This window comes from Pedobacter quisquiliarum, from assembly GCF_014642175.1.
In the GTDB taxonomy this organism is placed as follows: Bacteria; Bacteroidota; Bacteroidia; order Sphingobacteriales; family Sphingobacteriaceae; genus Pedobacter; species Pedobacter quisquiliarum.
Map to the genome: position 1 here is coordinate 404,811 of NZ_BMIL01000002.1, position 17,872 is coordinate 422,682.

General features: G+C 45.5%; 16 protein-coding genes. 8 read left to right on the forward strand and 8 right to left on the reverse strand.

The window, feature by feature from the left end; genetic code table 11:
• Positions 1-249: 249 nt before the first annotated feature.
• The 3 genes from IEW69_RS04230 to IEW69_RS04240 form a co-directional block, all read right to left on the reverse strand.
• Positions 250-1,761, reverse strand: a complete 1,512-nt coding sequence (locus IEW69_RS04230) for a carbon-nitrogen hydrolase family protein (protein ID WP_188625578.1) — start codon at positions 1,759-1,761, stop codon at positions 250-252.
• A 105-nt stretch (positions 1,762-1,866) separates the two neighbouring features.
• Positions 1,867-2,316: a hypothetical protein gene (locus IEW69_RS04235; protein ID WP_188625579.1), complete on the reverse strand. Its 450-nt coding sequence runs from the start codon at positions 2,314-2,316 to the stop codon at positions 1,867-1,869.
• Positions 2,317-2,410: 94 nt separating this feature from the next.
• Positions 2,411-3,016: a porin family protein gene (locus IEW69_RS04240; protein WP_188625580.1), complete on the reverse strand. Its 606-nt coding sequence runs from the start codon at positions 3,014-3,016 to the stop codon at positions 2,411-2,413.
• A 350-nt stretch (positions 3,017-3,366) separates the two neighbouring features.
• Here IEW69_RS04240 and IEW69_RS04245 point away from each other — a divergent pair, with 350 nt between their 5' ends.
• Positions 3,367-5,073 carry a glycoside hydrolase family 3 protein gene (locus IEW69_RS04245; RefSeq protein ID WP_188625581.1) on the forward strand — a complete coding sequence of 569 codons (1,707 nt, stop codon included), beginning with the start codon at positions 3,367-3,369 and terminating at the stop codon, positions 5,071-5,073.
• A gap of 77 nt (positions 5,074-5,150) precedes the next feature.
• Here the strand turns inward: IEW69_RS04245 and IEW69_RS04250 are convergent, their stop codons facing one another.
• Positions 5,151-5,699, reverse strand: coding sequence for a thioredoxin family protein (locus IEW69_RS04250; protein WP_188625582.1), 549 nt, complete (start codon positions 5,697-5,699; stop codon positions 5,151-5,153).
• A gap of 334 nt (positions 5,700-6,033) precedes the next feature.
• Between IEW69_RS04250 and IEW69_RS04255 the strand changes: the two genes are divergently transcribed.
• Positions 6,034-6,657, forward strand: coding sequence for a hypothetical protein (locus IEW69_RS04255; RefSeq protein WP_229663505.1), 624 nt, complete (start codon positions 6,034-6,036; stop codon positions 6,655-6,657).
• An 82-nt stretch (positions 6,658-6,739) separates the two neighbouring features.
• Here the strand turns inward: IEW69_RS04255 and IEW69_RS04260 are convergent, their stop codons facing one another.
• From IEW69_RS04260 to IEW69_RS04275, 4 genes are all read right to left on the reverse strand, one after another.
• Positions 6,740-7,315 carry a sugar O-acetyltransferase gene (locus IEW69_RS04260; protein WP_188625583.1) on the reverse strand — a complete coding sequence of 192 codons (576 nt, stop codon included), beginning with the start codon at positions 7,313-7,315 and terminating at the stop codon, positions 6,740-6,742.
• 64 nt (positions 7,316-7,379) lie between these two features.
• Complete coding sequence (locus tag IEW69_RS04265) at positions 7,380-7,814, reverse strand: carboxymuconolactone decarboxylase family protein (protein ID WP_188625584.1); 435 nt, start codon at positions 7,812-7,814, stop codon at positions 7,380-7,382.
• A gap of 94 nt (positions 7,815-7,908) precedes the next feature.
• A complete protein-coding gene (locus IEW69_RS04270; RefSeq protein ID WP_188625585.1) occupies positions 7,909-8,478 on the reverse strand; it encodes a Crp/Fnr family transcriptional regulator in 570 nt (189 codons plus the stop codon).
• 14 nt (positions 8,479-8,492) lie between these two features.
• The gene (locus IEW69_RS04275; protein ID WP_188625586.1) at positions 8,493-9,038 is read right to left on the reverse strand and encodes a hypothetical protein; all 546 of its coding nucleotides are present in this window, start codon (positions 9,036-9,038) and stop codon (positions 8,493-8,495) included.
• A 172-nt stretch (positions 9,039-9,210) separates the two neighbouring features.
• On the opposite strand from IEW69_RS04275, the gene IEW69_RS04280 reads away from it, so the two are divergent.
• The 6 genes from IEW69_RS04280 to IEW69_RS04305 all read left to right on the forward strand — a co-directional run bounded on the left by IEW69_RS04280 (position 9,211) and on the right by IEW69_RS04305 (position 17,855).
• Complete coding sequence (locus IEW69_RS04280) at positions 9,211-9,783, forward strand: Xre family toxin-antitoxin system antitoxin (protein ID WP_188625587.1); 573 nt, start codon at positions 9,211-9,213, stop codon at positions 9,781-9,783.
• A 2-nt stretch (positions 9,784-9,785) separates the two neighbouring features.
• Positions 9,786-10,253 carry an RES family NAD+ phosphorylase gene (locus IEW69_RS04285; RefSeq protein ID WP_188625687.1) on the forward strand — a complete coding sequence of 156 codons (468 nt, stop codon included), beginning with the start codon at positions 9,786-9,788 and terminating at the stop codon, positions 10,251-10,253.
• 48 nt (positions 10,254-10,301) lie between these two features.
• A complete protein-coding gene (locus IEW69_RS04290; protein ID WP_188625588.1) occupies positions 10,302-13,523 on the forward strand; it encodes a UvrD-helicase domain-containing protein in 3,222 nt (1,073 codons plus the stop codon).
• Positions 13,524-13,531: 8 nt separating this feature from the next.
• Positions 13,532-16,435, forward strand: a complete 2,904-nt coding sequence (locus IEW69_RS04295) for a PD-(D/E)XK nuclease family protein (RefSeq protein WP_188625589.1) — start codon at positions 13,532-13,534, stop codon at positions 16,433-16,435.
• Positions 16,436-16,445: 10 nt separating this feature from the next.
• On the forward strand, positions 16,446-16,796 hold the full coding sequence (locus IEW69_RS04300; RefSeq protein WP_188625590.1) for a bleomycin resistance protein: 351 nt from the start codon (positions 16,446-16,448) through the stop codon (positions 16,794-16,796).
• Positions 16,797-16,868: 72 nt separating this feature from the next.
• Entirely contained in the window at positions 16,869-17,855 is a 987-nt protein-coding gene (locus IEW69_RS04305) for a pyruvate dehydrogenase complex E1 component subunit beta (protein WP_188625591.1), read from the forward strand.
• The last annotated feature ends 17 nt before the right edge of the window (positions 17,856-17,872 follow it).

The following is a 17,872-nucleotide window of genomic DNA, read 5'->3' on the forward strand; positions in this document are numbered from 1 at the left end:
TAGCGTCTTTGACATAAAGTGTCCACGTGTAAAGCGCATTTTGGTTCCGTGCTGAATCGCTTATCAACCGCCTATCGTTCGCCTTTTGTTCGCCTGGAGGCGAAGGATAGGCGAACGAAAGGCGAACGAAAGGCGAACAAAGGGCGGTTGAGCTGGCTTGTTGCCTGCTTTTCCTCCCGCTGCTAACCTGGGTATAGTGACAGGTGTTAGCCCCGGAAAATCATGGGCAAAAAAAATAAGGCCGGAGCCTTATTTTAACAATTTAATCTTATAAAGATCAGATCGTCGATCTGTGAGGGTCTTTACTGTACCATAATGATGCAGTTCATCAAGCAAGTGCAGGTCGACGTCGACCACGAGCACCATTTCCGTGTTTGGCGTTGCTTCTGCCTTAACCGCATTGGTAGGGAAAGCAAAGTCAGACGGGGTAAATACCGCAGATTGTGCAAACTGGATATCCATATTATTAACCTTCGGCAGGTTACCTACGCAGCCAGCAATGGCAACATAACATTCATTCTCAATCGCCCTTGCTTGTGCGCAGTGCCTAACACGCGTATAGCCATTCTGTGTATCGGTAAGGAAAGGCACAAAAAGAATCTGCATGCCCTGATCTGCCAGGATGCGGCTCAATTCAGGGAACTCTACATCGTAGCAAATCAGAATACCAACCTTTCCGCAATCCGTGTCAAACACCTGAATGGCATCACCACCCACCATACCATAGTATTTCTGTTCATTTGGCGTGATGTGCACCTTACGGTATTCTTCGGTTTTTCCGCTCCGGTGACATAGGTAAGCCACGTTATACATCTTATTGTCTTCATCAACAATCGGCATGGTTCCGGAAATCACGTTCACGTTGTACGATACCGCGTACTCTTGTATTTTCAATACGATGTCTGGGGTCATTTCTGCCAGCTTGCGCATGGCTTCCATTTCCGACAGGTGATTATAAGGCGCCAGTAGAGGGGTGTTGAAGAATTCAGGGAACACGACGAAGTCGGATTTGTAGCCCGAAACGGTGTCCACGAAGAATTCCACTTGCTCGTAGAAAGCTTCAATATCTGGGAACAAACGCATCTGCCATTGAACAAGTCCAATACGAATGGTCTTTGCCGAACGTGCAGAAGCATCAATACCTTGATAGTAAATGTTGTTCCATTCAATCAGCGTGGCAAACTCATGCGATTCGTGATCGCCAGGCAGGTAGTTCTTTAACACCTTCCGTACGTGGAAGTCATTCGAGATCTGGAACGTTAAAGTAGGATCATAAAGTTCCTTCGCTTTTACCTTGTCGATATACTGTCTTGGTGTAAGCGTATCTGCATGCGGGTGATATCCTGGAATACGGCCACCGGCGATGATGCTTTTCAGGTTTTGATTCTCACAAAGCTCCTTACGTGCTTCATAAAGACGGCGTCCCAATCTTAATCCACGGTAATCCGGAGATACAAAGATTTCAATGCCATAGAGCGTATCGCCATTTGGGTTATGTGTAGAGAAGGTATAGTTACCGGTAATAAGTTGGTAGGTGTGTTTATCGCCAAACTGGCTGTAATCAACAATGATGGATAGTGAACAGGCCACTACTTTATCATCAACTGATATACATAACTGCCCGTCAGGGAAGATGCTCAGTAGTTTTGCAATACTTTGCTTACTCCAGATCTGACCACCCATGGTGTCATAGGCTTGTTCCATCGACTCTTTTAAGTCGTCGTAATCAGCGAGTGTAAGTTTTCTGGTTTCAATATTCATGTTGTAGATCTATATATTTCAGCAATCTCTGCAGGATGCATGGTGCTGGCTGGCAAAGGTACTATTATACTATGGTTACAGCTGTGTTGCTGTTGCATGTAGCGCTTAGAACTTGCGTTTGCTTTCTAGTCCCTTGATCACAGCCGCAGCAACGAGGCCGCCGAACAGATACCAGGATACCGTTAGCGCCTTTGTTGGCTTGGAGTATGTAACTGGGAGGTCGTCCAGACCCATCGGTTCAGGTAGTTGCAGGGCGCCCACACCAGCGGCAAGTCCGGCTACGGCTCCTTTGATGTAGATGTTTTTGGTGCTGCCAAAGCCGATGGCGCTATAATATAAGCCATTGCTGATGACATCACCGGCAAGTGTCGCCAGGTAAAGGTTTTTGCCTTCCGGCGGATCAATGCCTACTGCATCCAACGATTTCTCCAGCGCTTCCTCGCCGAGCAGGTCTATGCGAGGTGCTTTTTCATAATACTGCTTTACGGTTTCGTGCAGGATGTTCAGTGCGATGGCACCTACAAATCCACCTATAAGTGAGTTGATGAGTTTCATAAGTATAAAAGGCTTGAGTACGGGAAATTGTTTGAAAAACGAAAACCCCGCCAATTGAATTGGACGGGGTTTTTCATAGGGGAATTGTGGTAGCTTAGAACTTATAGCCTAAACCAAATGACCATACCTGATTTTTAAATTCAGGTGTGTTGCTGTTTCCGTTTTCATTGATTTTCTGGAAATCTAAAGCATAACGGCCATGGATATCTAGGTTCTCAGTTAAACCGTAACGTGCACCGATTACACCACCAAGTAAGCTTTTCTTGAATTTATCGCTGTTATCATTTACGTCTTCTACAGAACCGTAACCAGTTTCAAACTTGTTTTTAGTAGACATTAAGAAGGAAACCTGTGGACCAACAACTAAGTCTAACGGACCTGCCAGTCTTACACTTGCAAGAATTGGAATGTCAATAAAGTTTGTGGTTTGCGAATATTCGCCGAAGTTGTTTGTTAATTTATAACCTTTCTGCGAGAACAATACCTCTGGGGTAAAAGATACCGCATCAGTTAAAGGAATGTCTGCAGTAACACCGGCGTTGAAACCAGTTTTACCTTCTGTATTGAAGTTATTGTTTCCATCATCTTTAATGATGTTAGCAATGTTTACGCCTGCTTTAACGCCAAATCTAACCGGGCTCTGTGCATTTGCTGCGCCAGCGATAAACAAGCCTGCAGCTAAAATAAAGATCTTTTTCATGTGTCTAATTTTTCTTTGTTGATTATACAACCTGTCTTCTGTTTTATGGAAAGAACAGGCTGGTTTCATAATGTTTGTTCGATACCACCTATGAAAGAAATGTGCCAAGGAAAGTCACAGGTTGTGAAATACTGAGAAAAGAAGCTGTTTTAGGCCCCTAGAAAGGCCGCTGAGGCAGATATGATGCCCATTGAGCAGGCTTTTCTGGCATCTTAAAAGTGTATCGAATTTGATACATTTAGGGGTAAAAAGCTGCGTTTGTAGCCTTTAGACCGATAATTGTAATAGCAGGCTCCGTACACGAATGTTCAGTGCTTTTCATAATTTAGCAGCTTATTTTAAACCCGGTAATGAATTTCAAGAAATACGCCGTGCTGTCCATGCTCGTTTTTGGCGCAGCAACTCAGGTTAACGCACAACAAAAATCCTATTTACAGACCCTGGCAGAGCCCAATGCCTGGGTAGATTCTGTCTTAAATAAAATGAGTAAGCGTGATAAGGTCGCGCAGATGTTCTTTATCCGTGCGCTTACCAATGCGGATAAAAAATATGAAGATTCCGTTGGCAAAGTGATTCGCCGTGCACGGATTGGTGGATTGGTTTTCTTTCAAGGTGGACCTGGTCGCCAGGCAAACCTAACCAGCACCTACCAGAAAAACGCCCGTGTACCTTTATTAGTAACCCTTGATGGGGAGTGGGGTTTGGGCATGCGCCTGGACAGTACCGTTTCTTATCCATACCAGATGGCGCTTGGTGCTGTTCAGGATACCAGCTTAATTTACAAGATGGGGCTTGAAGTGGCTAAAGATTTCAAGCGTGTTGGGATGCACATGAACCTTGCGCCTGATGTGGATGTAAACAACAATGCCGGCAACCCGGTAATCAACTACCGCTCTTTTGGAGAGAACAAGTATAATGTAGCTGCAAAGTCTGAAGCCTATATGCGGGGTATGCAGGATGGCGGTTTATTGGTAAGCTTGAAACACTTCCCCGGCCACGGTGATACCGATGTAGATTCGCACCATGATCTGCCGCAATTAAAGTTCACGAAAGCACGCCTGGATAGTCTTGAGTTGTATCCTTTTAAACACCTGATTGCTAAAGGTGCATCCGGTGTGATGATCGCGCACATGAATATTCCTTCGTTAGACAACACGCCTAATCTGCCTTCCACTTTGTCAAAACCTATTGTTACGGGATTATTGAAAGAGGAGCTTGGCTTTAAAGGCATCATCATTTCCGATGCAATGGAAATGAAGGGTGTGGTGAAGTTCTTTAAGGATGGTGAAGCAGATGTGATGGGCATTGAAGCCGGTAATGATATTCTTGAGCTGTCGGAAGACACCAGAAGAGGCATCAAATTGGTTCGTCAGGCGGTAAAATCCGGAAGGATCAGTATGGAACGGATTGATGAAAGTGTACGCAAGATCCTTACCGCGAAGTACTATGCCGGACTGAACGTGGAGCCGGAAATTAAGCTAGAAAATGTAGCTGCAGAAGTTAACCGTCCGGAAAGCCATGCTTTGGTGCAGGACTTGGCGAATGCTTCCATGACCATGCTGCGTGGCAAGCAGTTTATCAAGACTTTTGATAAACAGAAACGCACGGCCGTAATCAGCATCGGCACGCCAGGGGTAACCACTTTCCAGCACAGCCTGGCTACACAATACACAAATGCTGTGATGTTCACGCTGGATAAGAACGCAAATGCCAACGCCATTGCGAAGGTGCTTCGGGAATTGGGCATGTTTGATCAGGTGATCATCGGCATTCATGACACCCGCACTCGTCCTGGGAATGGGATGCCTTTAAGTGCAGACCTGAAGATGTTTATCAAAAACATGGCACAAAAGAATACCGCATTTGCTGTTTTTGCAAATCCATATAACCTGGCCAGCTGGTCCGGACTAGAAAATAGTAAAGGTTTGCTGATCGCTTATCAGAAGGAAGACTTCATGCAGAAAGCTGCTGCTGCAGTATTTAGTCATTCGGTAGAACCTACAGGTAAGCTACCGGTGAGCGTAAATACTTTCTTCAAGTATGGCGACGGGGAATAAGCCAAAAATGTAAGTATAAAGAAAGAGGCCTTTACATGTTTGTGAAGGCCTCTTTCTTTTTTATACTGTTTATGTTGTTAAGATTTTGCTGGTGCTTTTACTGCCGCGGTGGTCCAGTTCTTTAGGAAGGTCTGGATCTTTTTAACACTGTGACCAGGGCCATCAATTTTGGTTTCATCCTGATCGCGCTCCAGGTATCCGGAATCCTGAATGTGTAGCACTTCGCCTTTACTGTTTAATACGACGAATACGGGATAACCAAAACGGCCTGGGTTGCCAATTTTGGTTAGTACTTCCGTGTTTTTCACTTCAGGGCTGTAGTTTACCAGTACCCATTCGAAGTTGTCGGTTAGGTATTTGTTCAGTTCGGGTGTTTTATTTACCAGATCGTGGAAGCGGATACACCAGATGCACCAGTTGCCACCGACTTGTACCAATACGTTTTTGTCTGCTTTAGCAGCTCTTGCAACAGCGGCATCAATGTCGGCCTGTGCATTTGCCTGCGGGTTATAAATGGTTACGGCTTCTTTTTTCGCACCTTCCGTAGCTGTTGCTGGTTTCGTTTGCGCAAAAGCGCTGATGGAAAATACCGAAGCAAGCGCCAGGGAGAAGATCAATTTTTTCATTTTTGAATTGTGGTTTAGTTTATAATACAAAGGTAAGTGCAAAAATAAAGCCTAGTGTTTTTGTAGAGTAAAATTGTAGGGGAGCAATAACAAGTGATTTCACTTACACATAAACACTTAGCAATTGTTAGCTATATATAATGCGTGCAAATTTGTTAGTTTTGTTAAGATGGAAAAGATTGGCCATATAGAAATTCGTGTATCAGGGAAAAAGGGCAAGTTGGATTTAAAACCCGACACCCTGGATGTGCGCGAATTGATTGATGTTTTGTAATATTCTGAAGATCTATTATTTCCAGGAGATAAAAAGGGGCGTCCTTTAATGTCTTACGAGATGGAAGAAGGGTCCGTGCGCCACATTTTGAAAACCAGTATTCAGACCATAATTGGTTTTAATGCGATCATTGCTCAAGTAGATTCTAGCAGGAGTATTGATTTTCTGGAAATAAATACCGCTAAAGCGCTGGAGTCGTTTCAGGAAACAGCATATAAGAAAGACTTCAGCTTTTTAATTACGACATCAATAATGGATTCGGCGACGTTAACCATTGATAAGAGCACGCATTATATGCGTTCAGAAACCGTTTGGTTAGATGCAGAGTTCTACTTTTATGGCAAGATCACCAATGCTGGAGGCAAGGATAAAGCAAATATCCATGTTTTAACAGACGAGTACGGGACAATTCGAATTGATATCCCGCAGCGTGTGTTACAAAGTCTTGAAGACAACATTTTGTATAAACCTTTTGGTGTAAGAGCCATGGGACGACAGCAGGCTGAAACGGGAGAGTTGGACAAAAGCTCACTTCATTTTGTTGAGCTTGTAGATTATCATCCAAAATATGACGAGTCGTATTTGAAAGGTCTCCGGAATAAGGCTGCCTGGTTGAATGAGATAGAACCGGAATCATGGCTTAGAGAAGTTCGATATCATTTATATCAATTAAAGTTATGGTGATCGATTCGGCATTCTACCTTTATAAGGTAGTATTTTATGTCAGTATTTAGGTGACGAAACTTTACATATAGATCTTCGCGCGCTAAACGAACTCGGTTTTATCAGGATTAATCTGCTTAATTACCCGGCATGGATTTCCGGCAGCGAAGACATTGTCAGGAATATCTTTGGTCACGACGCTACCAGCACCGATGGTCGTGTTGTTTCCGATGGTTACACCGGGGCAGATGATTGCGCCACCACCAATCCAGACATTGTCGCCAATGGTGATGGGTGATGCGAGTTCAGGACCTTTAATGCGTTCTTCAGCAACCAGCGGGTGATAGGCAGTATAAATCTGTACGTATGGCCCGCACATTACGTTCTTGCCGATCGTAACTTGCGCACAATCCAGGATTACACAGTTGAAGTTCATGAAGAAGTTCTCGCCGGCGGTAATGTGGCTGCCGTAGTCGCAGAAAAATGGGGGTTGAATATCAATGGTGCTGCAGGCGCCCAGCAATTGTTTAAGGGTATCGTTGCGTTCGGCTAAAGGTTTCCCCATCTGCAGATTGTACTGTGCAGTTAAAGTCCTTGCTTTATCACGCATTTCAACGAGGGTGGCGTCACTGGCATCGTACAACTCACCATCGAGCATTTTTTGAAGTTCTGTTTTCATGAGACTCATTTATATTTAGTGAACAATGAGGATACCGCCATTGTTCACTAATCAGCATGAGGAATTAAGAAACGATGAGTCTGGATGTTATTGCAATTCTATTCCATGCATTTATGGTGGCAATGGCAATAATGAGCTGCGCGACTTCCTTTTCTTCGAAGAAGGACGCAACATTGTTGTAGATCTCATCTGAGACATGGTTGCCAATATGCGTTACCGCTTCCGTTAACGCCAGAACTGCTTTTTCTCGTGCTGTAAACAAGGTTGTTTCTGTCCAGGCATTCAATAGGTAGAGGCGTTGTTCGGTTTCGCCAATTTTACGTGCGTCTGCTGAATGCATGTTCAGACAGAAGGCACAGCCATTAAGCTGCGAAGCCCTCATCTTGATGAGTTCGAGTAAGATCGGTTCTATTTTGCTGCTGGATAAATACTTCTCTAACGCATACATAGCCTGGTATGCTGCTGGTTCTACTTTCTGGATGTCAATTCTGCTTTTCATAACTTTATTTATTTTTCATTTCAAAGGTCAGCAACAACAGAAAGGAAAATCTTAATGTAGATTAAGAAAGCAGGAATAGGTGTTTGGCAGGTAGTTATTTTTTCGCGCGGATTTTACTGAGGAACTCCGGCGTAAAGCCTAAATAGGAAGCCAGCATGTACTGTGGTACACGTTGTACAAATGCCGGAAAAGCACTATTAAAGTTGGTATACCGTTCTTCAGCGGTTTGGCTATAGAGATACTTAATACGGATCTGCGAGGCCTGGTGCAGCTTCTGGTAAATCAGCCTGAAGTACTTTTCCATGCCAGGGAGCTGTTCAAAGATATGGTCATACAGGTGGCGTTCGACAACGATGACTTCCGTTTCTTCTGCGGCCTGAATGTAGAAATCAGATTGGCTTTGGAACAGAAAACTGGTTAGATCAGAGATCCACCAGTTTTCAATCGCAAATTGCGTAGTTTGTTCAGCACCTTTGATGTCGATAAAGTATAGACGTAAGCAGCCTTTAACGACGAAATAGTTTTCACGGCAAATTGCCCCAGCTTCATGCAAGAAGGCTTTCTTCTTATAAGAAGCAGTCTTCAACATGCTCGCAAGTATCACTTGCTCATCCTCATCGAGATTCGTAAATCTATTTACGTGGTCAAAAAGTGCATTATACATCTTGCAATATGGTTTTATAGCTTTTTCACGGTTACGTTGAAGTCTACCCCGGCAACTGGCATTTTCTTCCACTCCGTGCCTTGAAAGCGGTAAGTGCCGCCATTAAACAGGCCTATTGAAAATACCGGGTTGTAGCCAGATTTAGTTTCCGTAAACTCAATAGCGACTAAGATGTCGCCTTTGGCTTTGATGTCATATTTCGCAAGATCTATGTTCATGCGCGACTTACCAGAAGGAATTGCAGTTACAATGGCTTCCTTAACCAGGTTCTCCGTTGGTTGTTCCTTCTTGAATTCATAGACATTCACCTTGATTCCGATCGGCTCTTTTTTGGTGTTCTCAATGCCAAAGTCGAGGTTCATCAACTGCAACATCTTACGGCCCGCATTCATCTTAATGCCTATTTGATGGCCTTTAGTTACTGCAAAACTGGTGTTGCTTGAGCCCGTTCGGGGTTTGTTGCCAATGCGTTTTGTTCTATCCTGCGCCTGCACGGAGCAGCTGAATAGCATAAATGCGAGGACAAGAAAGAGGGCTGGTTTAGGTGTAAAGATTTTCATATGCTGTTTGTTTTATGATGAAGACGATTGAACGGCGTAAAACGTTGCAAGCGTGCTTTAAAGTAGTATCAGATGGCCGTGTTTTTCCTTGGATTTGGTAAGAGGATTTAGTATGGTATAAAAACATTTAGAAAAAACTTTCGTTTACAATGGTAAATAATTATCTTTAGTTATGGGAGCGAAAAAAGGAATATCTACAACAGGTCAGTTCACGAACAAAGATTTAAGTTCCGGGCTAAGTGATTCTTCAGTAAGGGCTAAGCAATACGATATTGCAAATAGGGGCGGTTCGCAGCAGCTATCAGAGGCTGAAGTTGCGTATCAGAATACAAGAAGAGCAAATCATTTGTTGAATCCTTACCGTGCAACATTCAAGTCGCCAACGGTAAAGCTTTCCAGGATCAGAAAAGGCCTGGATGCCCAGGCAATTACCGATCTCATTGAAATATCGGGCGCCACTCAGGCCACCGTGGCGAGTATTTTAGATCTCACAGAGCCAACATTAAGAAAACACATCAAGGCAGGCAAGGAACTTAATACCGGCCTTAGTGAACACATCTTGCAGTTATTTCAGCTTTTTGATAAAGGCATGGATTCCTTCGGTTCATTAGAAGAATTCAAAAACTGGATGGCTCATGAGAGTATTGCGCTTTCCGCTCGCCCCATTGAAGTACTGGATACAATTACAGGAATTAACATGGTCATGGATGAGTTAATCCGAATCGATTATGGCATTACGGTTTAGTGATGCTGGTCTACAGGATTACGCAGACTAGATATGCGAATACATTAAATCCGCCAGGTATTGCTGCACGCTGGAATTCAGCAGGCGTACGGGTGCTATATACCGGGGGGAGCCTTGCGCTCTCCTGTCTGGAGTCTCTTGCACATAAGAATGGTGCTTCAATCGCTGCGGGTGATTTTTCTGTAAGCATTATCAATATAAACGCATCGGTGTCCATCATGGAGATTTCCATTGCAGAACTTGAGTCGCTTCACCAGGACTGGGCGGCTGTAGCAAACTATCCCATCACGCAGGCGCTTGGCGATAAATGGATTCGGGAAGGGGCATCTGCCGTTTTAAAAGTGCCTTCGGCGATTATTGACCTGGAGTACAACTACCTGATAAATCCAGATCATCCGGCTTTTGCGAAAATAAGCATCTCCAGTATATCTAAATTCACGTTTGACCCACGACTAAAAGCAAACCCTTAGTCGCGCCACGTAAAACTTATAATACCTAATTTCGGTTTTTCTTTACATATGCTTCAACCCATAAAGATTCTTCAGGCTTCGGCAGGCTCGGGCAAGACTTTCAGCCTTACGGTCCATTATCTTACGCTGCTTTTTAGTGCTGAAACCAAGTACCGCGAGATTCTTGCGGTGACCTTCACCAATAAGGCGACCGAAGAGATGAAAACCAGGATACTGGAGGTATTACAGGGGCTGGCTACCGGTGAAGATTCCGGACAAATCAATGCCTACCGCGAGTTGGTGCTTAAAGCACACCCCAACCTGAATCCACAGAGCCTTAAAGAAAGTGCGGACATCATCTACCGAAAGATCTTACACGATTACAGCCGCTTTTCTGTCAGCACCATCGACGGCTTTGTGCAGAAGGTGATCCGTGGCTTTGCTTTTGAGCTCGGCCTGGACTCCGGGTATGCGCTGGAGATGAATTATGATAAGGTGAAGAATGAACTGGCAGACCGGCTGGACAAAGCACTGGATAGTAAACCCAGGCTATTGCAGTGGATCATCGACCTCGCGCTGGAGCGTATAAATAATAACACGAATTGGAACTACCGGCGTGAACTGCTAGACCTCAGTAGCGAGATCTTTAAGGAGCGCTACCAGCCTTTTGAACAAGCGATCGATGCACTGTCGGAAGTTGTGGACTTGGATGAATTGTTCAAGGACTATCAAAGTCTGACGCGTGAGAACATCAGGCAGTTTGAAGACCAGGTGCTTCAACTTGCTGGCGACGGCTGGTCGCTGTTTAATGTGCTGGATGTGGATCCGAATATGCTAAAAGGCAAGTCGAGATCGCCACTCTTCAACCTGAAGCGCGTAGCGGAGGGTGATTTTAGTAAGGTCAGCAACCTGAATAAGTTGATTGATGACCCGGAACAATGGTTCCAGAAAGGGCTGAGCCATGAGCTTTATGACCAGCTTAACCCCATGCTTAAGCAGCTGCAGGAAGTGTATACAAACGGCCTGGCCGAATACGTGCTGGCACAAAGCTTTAACAAGAACCTGTACTTTCTGCGATTGATGCAGGAGATGGCGGCACTGCTGAAAAGCTACCGTGATGAAAGTAAGAACCTGCTGATCAGCGATGCGCAGAACCTGCTGAAAGGCATTACAGATGATGCGGGTGACAATCCTTCTTTCATCTGGGAAAAAATGGGAGGACGTTATAAGAACTTCCTGTTTGATGAATTTCAGGATACCTCTTCCAACCAATGGGGTAGCTTTAAATCGCTATTGAGTAATGCTATTGCATCACCCAGCAATACCCTGATTGATCACCTGATTGTCGGGGATACCAAGCAGTCCATTTATCGTTGGCGGAACGGCGATTGGAACATCCTGCACCAGCAGGCCAAATTGGAACTGGGTGCGCACAACGTAATGGACGACAGTCTGGAGGAGAATTACCGCAGTACCGCACACATCATCAACTTCAATAACAGACTTTTCAAAGACTTGCCCGATTTGTTGCAGCGGCAGCTTAACGATAACATTGCTTGCCAGGAGGCGAATCAGGGTCTACCTGAATGGTGGCAACAACAGGGTTTTGATCGTGTGGTTACCGACGTGTATTCCGGTGCTGCACAGAAACTAACAGCAAGAACCCTGGAGGGTGGTACGATAAAATTTCAGGTCATTAAGACCGATGCTGCCGGTAATCCGGTAAGCAAAAATAACTATAGCCAGGAAGCCATCAACCAGATGGTTGCTGAAGTCAAAATGCTGCTGGAAGAGAAGCAATATCAGCTGCGCGACATCTGTGTGCTGGTACGAAAGAACGCTGAGGCCATTGCAACGGTAAAAGCTTTACTGGACAATGGAATCAAGGTGATCTCCGGAGAGGCGCTGCTTCTGGCAAATAATAACGCGATAAAGTTGCTGCTCAATACGTTAAACGTACTGGCGGGTCTGCCTTCAAATACGGGCTTATACAAAGCGAATTGCATCAGTCTTTATGCACGATTACGGAACACGTCCGTTGATACGGCGCACTACTTTGCGCTGAAGTTTAAAACGCTGGACCAGCTTAGCGCGGTGTTACCAGCAGATTTGTGTTTGAACTGGCAAAGCTGGATTCAGCAACCGCTGCCAGAACTGATAGAGCGCATCATGCGGGCTTATGGTTTGGACCAGATGGAAGGGCATCTGCCATATCTTTTTGCCTTCAGAGACCTTTGCGGTAATTTCACACGGCAAGGTGAACGTGGGATCACGGCATTTCTAAGGTACTGGAATGAGGAAGGGACGCGTAAGACGCTGCCTTCTTCTGAAAATGCCGATGCGGTGCAGGTTGTAACGATACACAAGGCAAAAGGCCTGGCCTTTAAAGCCGTGTTGCTGCCTTTTTGCACCTGGGAAATTAATGGCAAACCCAACAGCATCTTCTGGGTACCCTCGGCAGGTACGCCATACCACCATTTGCAGAGCATTCCATTGAAATACAATAAAGAACTGGGCAATTCCAGCGTTGCCAGGCCATACTTCGAGGAACTGCTATTTAACAATATGGATGCGCTAAACATGCTTTATGTGGCCACAACCCGCAGTAAGGAGTACTTGTCCATCAGCACCATGGGTAAAAAAACAGATTCCATAACAAACATTGGGGATCTGCTGATCAAGGTGCTGGAGTTTGACCTTTCGCCTGAAGGCAGCTACTTATTGGATGACCCGGTGAATGCCAGGCAAAAAAGCGATGACCTGAAGCCGTCGATAAACCTTAAGGTTTATCCGACTTCCGACCGCCTGAGCAAGGTCTTTGATGCAGATTTAAAGCGCCGCGATTTCGACTTGCTGACTGGCAACACTGCGGGCCGCACGGGGAGTATCCTGCATGACGTGCTGGCCAATGCGAACACGCCTGATGAACTTGAGTCAGTGCTTGGTGACATGCTGGCTGCAGGGAACTTTAAAGCAGAAGAGTTGCCGCACTTGAAGGTTCAGGCGAAAGCGGTGCTGGAGCATACAGCGCTTCAGGACCTGCTGCGGAACAGCAAACAGAGCTTAACCGAGCAGACCATTGTTGACCGGCATGGAAAAAGTTATAGGCCAGACCGGGTACTCATCAATGAAAACGGACTTACACTGATCGACTATAAGTTTACGATGGAGCAGAGTGACAAGCACATTAAACAGGTGACGCATTACCGCGACCTGCTGCTGGAGATGGGCTATAAAAACGTTCAGACATTTTTGTTCTACGCAGTTACGGGGCAGTTAAAACAGGTATAATATATACAATGAAAGCATTTTTAAGAGAAGTAGCGGAACATCTGATATCGGAACTGGGTGATCAACTGCAGCATTCGGCAATCGTCTTTAACAATAAACGTCCGGTTGCCTACCTGCAGAAACACCTGGCAGACATCATTCAGAAGCCGTTCTGGAGCCCTTCTTTCTATACCATACAGGAGTTTTTCGCATTGTCTGCAGGCTTAAACCTAGCGGATGCCTTCACGCAGTTTTTTACGTTGTTTAAAGTTTACAACAAACTCGTGATTGCAGAAGGGGGGCACCCCATGGAACCGGCCAAGTTTTACCCGATTGCACGTATCATTCTAAGTGATTTCGCGCAGATTGATAACGACCTGGTGGATGCAGTGAAGTTATTTCAGGAACTGGAAGATATTGCGGAGATCGACCTGCAGTTTGAATACCTGACCATAGAGCAGCAGGAATTTCTGAGGAGTTTCTGGAGTTCTTATAGTGAAGGTAAGCAGAAGAAGCAGCAGGAGCAGTTTATCCGCATGTGGCGCAGGATGCCTGCATTGTACGAAAGCTTCCACGCAGAACTGCGGGAAAAAGGCATGATCACCATTGGACAGGTCTATCGCCAGTTGGCAGAAGACCGCGCTGCTAAGCCTGATTTTACAGATGCATTCGGTGCTGGTAAACTGGTGTTTGTGGGTTTTAATGCTTTGAGTCAGGCGGAAACCGTGGTGTTCAGAAAATTACAGGCCCAGGGGAAAGCGGTCTTTTACTTTGATACCGATACCTATTATATGAAGGACAAGTCGCAGGAAGCGGGCTTGTTCCTGAGAAAGAATCTGGAGCGTAATGGCTTGCTGAACGCTTTCACGCAGGAGCGCTCATTTTTAAAGGCGACGCATAAATCGGTAAATGTTTACCAGACGCAAGGTCATGCTGCGGAGGCTAAGGTGCTTCATGAGGCCTTGCAGCAGGATTATCCTTTGCTGCAGGATGCACAACATGCCGGTCGGGTTGCGCTGATTCTTGCCGATGAAACGCTGCTGCTGCCGGTACTGCAGACCATCCCAACGCAGTACCACGATGGGCAGAAGAGTCATAAGGTGGACCTGAACGTAACCATGGGTTATCCGCTTGCCGCTTCGTCCGTGTACGGGCTGGCGGATCTATGGCTTTGTGTGCAGGCCCAGATGATTGAGGGAAAAAAGGATACGGTGAACTTCAAGGAGGTGGAGGCTTTTCTTTCACATCCGCTGACAGGCGCTTCGGAGCGTAGCCGGAATAAGATCATGGATAAGCTGATTCTGGAGCAACTGGTGGAAGTCCCTGTTTCCAGGTTGATTGGACAGAAAGGCTTGCTGGCACTGTTCTTCAGTCCGGTTAAAAGGGTGGAAGATGCAACGCTGGCTTTTCAGGCCGTGATAAAATATATTTTGGAGCTGCAGCTTGCACAAAAGACGCTGAAGCAGACGGAAGCAGACCTCTTTATTGCAACACTGAAGGAGTTGAATAGGCTACATGATACGCTGACGGAACACCTGCAGCTCTCCAGAGATGGCTTTTCGTTGCAATTTGTGCTTTCGCTGATTCAAAAGGCGGTGCAGGGGATTTCGGTTCCATTAAGTGGAGAACCGTTGGAAGGCATACAGGTGATGGGCTTGCTGGAAAGCAGGAACCTCGACTTTGAGCACATTTATGTGCTGGGCGTAAATGAAGGGATACTGCCGCAGACCAGCATTGCAACGAGCTTTATTCCGGACAGCATCCGCCGTGCGCATGGCTTGCCGGTGATTGAAAACCTGGATGCAATTTCTGCATATATGTTTTACCGCCTGCTGCAAAGGGCTGAGCAGATTAGCCTGGTGTACAACGTGCAAACGGATGAAAGTAACACCGGTGAGCCGAGCAGGTTTTTGCGCCAGCTGGAATATGAGAGTGGGTACCAGTTTAACTACTTCGTGCACCAGCAGGAAGTGACTACCGATGGCCGTGTGCCTGTAGTGATCGAGAAAGATGCGCAGGTTATGGGATTGCTGGACAAGTATCTTACGGGTGAAAACAGGCTTTCGGCCAGTGCGCTGACCACTTATGTGACCTGCCCGCTGCAGTTCTTTTACCGCTATGTAGCGAAGATTGAAGAGCCTAAGGACGTGGTGGAAAACGTGGAAGCCAATGTGGTTGGTCTGATGCTGCACTGGGTGCTGGAGACGTTCTATCGCGATCTGCAGAAAACAGATGCCATGATGACGCAGGAGCGGATTAAGGCAAAAAGGCAGGAGCTGGACAGCTTATGTGAAAGGGCTTATGCTAAGATCGTTTTCAATGATGACAAGCATCCGGTGGAGCATAATGGGATGCAGAAGGTCGTGTTGGCCATTGTTGCGGCTTACGCGAATATTGTGCTGGACCAGGATGAAGCGCATGCGCCTTTCCGCCTGTTGGGACTGGAAAAAAAGGATGAGATTAGCTTCAAATTCAAGGTTAAAGGCGTGGAGCAAACCATTAAGTTGCATGGTATTATCGACCGTATAGATGAGAAAAATGGCATCATCCGAATTGTGGATTACAAGACCGGCAGTGACGATCTGCGGTTCAATTCCCTCGAAGAGGTCTTTGAGACGAACGGTAAAAAGCAGAATAAAGCTCTGATACAAACGCTGTTTTATACCCATGTTTTTGAGCAGGCAAATCAACACGCCAATGTTGCGCCTCACCTATACAGCATCCGGAATTTACGCACGGAAGGTGCATTGTTCATGGAGGGTAAAGCGAAGATGCCCCTGGAGGGTGAGCGCCTGGAGGCGATTAAAGCGCAGTTTATTTTGCTTCTACAGGAAAAACTTGGCGAGCTCTTCAATGCGGATATTCCATTTACCCCTACTACAAACGAAGAAAGTTTCACATATTCACCTTATACCACCCTTTGTGGTATGTAAAAGTACAGTCATGTTAAAGACCGCTATACCAATCCTTGCATCCTTGGATGCGCAGCAAACCATCGAGTTCTACACCAGTAAGTTAGGTTTCAAGCTGAACTCTCAATGGGACGGGTACCTCATCTTCTCAAAAGATGAGATTTCCATCCATTTATGGGCGACAGATGACCCTGAAATCCCGAAAGCAACGGGATGTTATGTCCGCGTAACGGAAGTAGATGAACTCTATTCGGCCTACGATGCGGCTGGGGTTGTGCACCCCAACGGACGATTGGCGGATATGCCATGGGGCATGCGACAGTTCTCCATTTTGGATAATAATGGTAACATTATACACTTTGGACAGGATAACACCCTGTAATTGTAATTAAAACACTACTTTTTAATTAGGTTACAATAGTTATATTTGCGCCAGTTAATACTTGAATAAACAATGAGAGAAATTCAGTTTAGAGAAGCCTTGCGTGAAGCCTTAAGCGAAGAGATGCGTAAGAACGAAAACATTTTCCTTATGGGAGAAGAGGTTGCGCAATATAACGGTGCTTATAAAGTTAGTCAAGGTATGCTTGATGAGTTTGGTGATAAACGTGTTATTGACACCCCAATCGCTGAGCTAGGTTTTACCGGTATTGGCATTGGTGCTGCAATGAATGGATTGATTCCGGTTATTGAGTTTATGACCTTCAACTTTTCTCTTGTAGCGATCGATCAGATCATCAACAGTGCTGCAAAGATGCTTTCTATGAGTGGTGGTCAGTTCTCCATCCCTATTGTTTTCCGTGGACCAACAGGTAACGCGGGTCAGTTAGGTGCACAGCACTCCCAAAATTTTGAAAACTGGTATGCGAATACACCTGGACTAAAGGTTGTTGTTCCATCTACGCCATATGAAGCCAAAGGATTGTTAAAACAATCTATCCTTGATCCGGATCCAGTGATTTTCATGGAATCTGAGGTGATGTACGGTGATAAAGGTGAAGTTCCAGAAGAGGATTACTACATTGAGATCGGTAAAGCAAACGTGGTAAAACAAGGTACTGATGTAACCATCGTTACTTTCGGTAAAATGCTAACCCGTGTTGTTAATCCAGCAGTTGAAGAATTGACCAAAGAGGGTATCAATGTAGAGGTGATCGACTTACGTACCGTTCGTCCGATTGACTATGCAACCATCATTGAGTCTGTTAAGAAAACCAATAGATTGGTTATCGTTGAAGAAGCATGGCCATTGGCATCTATCTCATCTGAGATTGCGTTCAATGTTCAGAAAAATGCTTTCGATCACCTGGATGCTCCGGTATTGCGTATCACTTGCGCTGACGTACCGCTTCCATATGCACCTACTTTAATCGCAGCAAGCTTGCCTAATGCAGAGCGCGTAATCAAAGCGGTTAAAGAAGTTATGTACGTAAACAAATAATATTCTTAAAAACTAAG

Coding starts and splice junctions, on each gene's coding strand:
- IEW69_RS04230 (WP_188625578.1), bottom strand. CDS start 1,761: ATGAATATTGAAACCAGAAAACTTACACTCGCTGATTACGACGACTTA.
- IEW69_RS04235 (WP_188625579.1), bottom strand. CDS start 2,316: ATGAAACTCATCAACTCACTTATAGGTGGATTTGTAGGTGCCATCGCA.
- IEW69_RS04240 (WP_188625580.1), bottom strand. CDS start 3,016: ATGAAAAAGATCTTTATTTTAGCTGCAGGCTTGTTTATCGCTGGCGCA.
- IEW69_RS04245 (WP_188625581.1), top strand. CDS start 3,367: ATGAATTTCAAGAAATACGCCGTGCTGTCCATGCTCGTTTTTGGCGCA.
- IEW69_RS04250 (WP_188625582.1), bottom strand. CDS start 5,699: ATGAAAAAATTGATCTTCTCCCTGGCGCTTGCTTCGGTATTTTCCATC.
- IEW69_RS04255 (WP_229663505.1), top strand. CDS start 6,034: ATGGAAGAAGGGTCCGTGCGCCACATTTTGAAAACCAGTATTCAGACC.
- IEW69_RS04260 (WP_188625583.1), bottom strand. CDS start 7,315: ATGAAAACAGAACTTCAAAAAATGCTCGATGGTGAGTTGTACGATGCC.
- IEW69_RS04265 (WP_188625584.1), bottom strand. CDS start 7,814: ATGAAAAGCAGAATTGACATCCAGAAAGTAGAACCAGCAGCATACCAG.
- IEW69_RS04270 (WP_188625585.1), bottom strand. CDS start 8,478: ATGTATAATGCACTTTTTGACCACGTAAATAGATTTACGAATCTCGAT.
- IEW69_RS04275 (WP_188625586.1), bottom strand. CDS start 9,038: ATGAAAATCTTTACACCTAAACCAGCCCTCTTTCTTGTCCTCGCATTT.
- IEW69_RS04280 (WP_188625587.1), top strand. CDS start 9,211: ATGGGAGCGAAAAAAGGAATATCTACAACAGGTCAGTTCACGAACAAA.
- IEW69_RS04285 (WP_188625687.1), top strand. CDS start 9,786: ATGCTGGTCTACAGGATTACGCAGACTAGATATGCGAATACATTAAAT.
- IEW69_RS04290 (WP_188625588.1), top strand. CDS start 10,302: ATGCTTCAACCCATAAAGATTCTTCAGGCTTCGGCAGGCTCGGGCAAG.
- IEW69_RS04295 (WP_188625589.1), top strand. CDS start 13,532: ATGAAAGCATTTTTAAGAGAAGTAGCGGAACATCTGATATCGGAACTG.
- IEW69_RS04300 (WP_188625590.1), top strand. CDS start 16,446: ATGTTAAAGACCGCTATACCAATCCTTGCATCCTTGGATGCGCAGCAA.
- IEW69_RS04305 (WP_188625591.1), top strand. CDS start 16,869: ATGAGAGAAATTCAGTTTAGAGAAGCCTTGCGTGAAGCCTTAAGCGAA.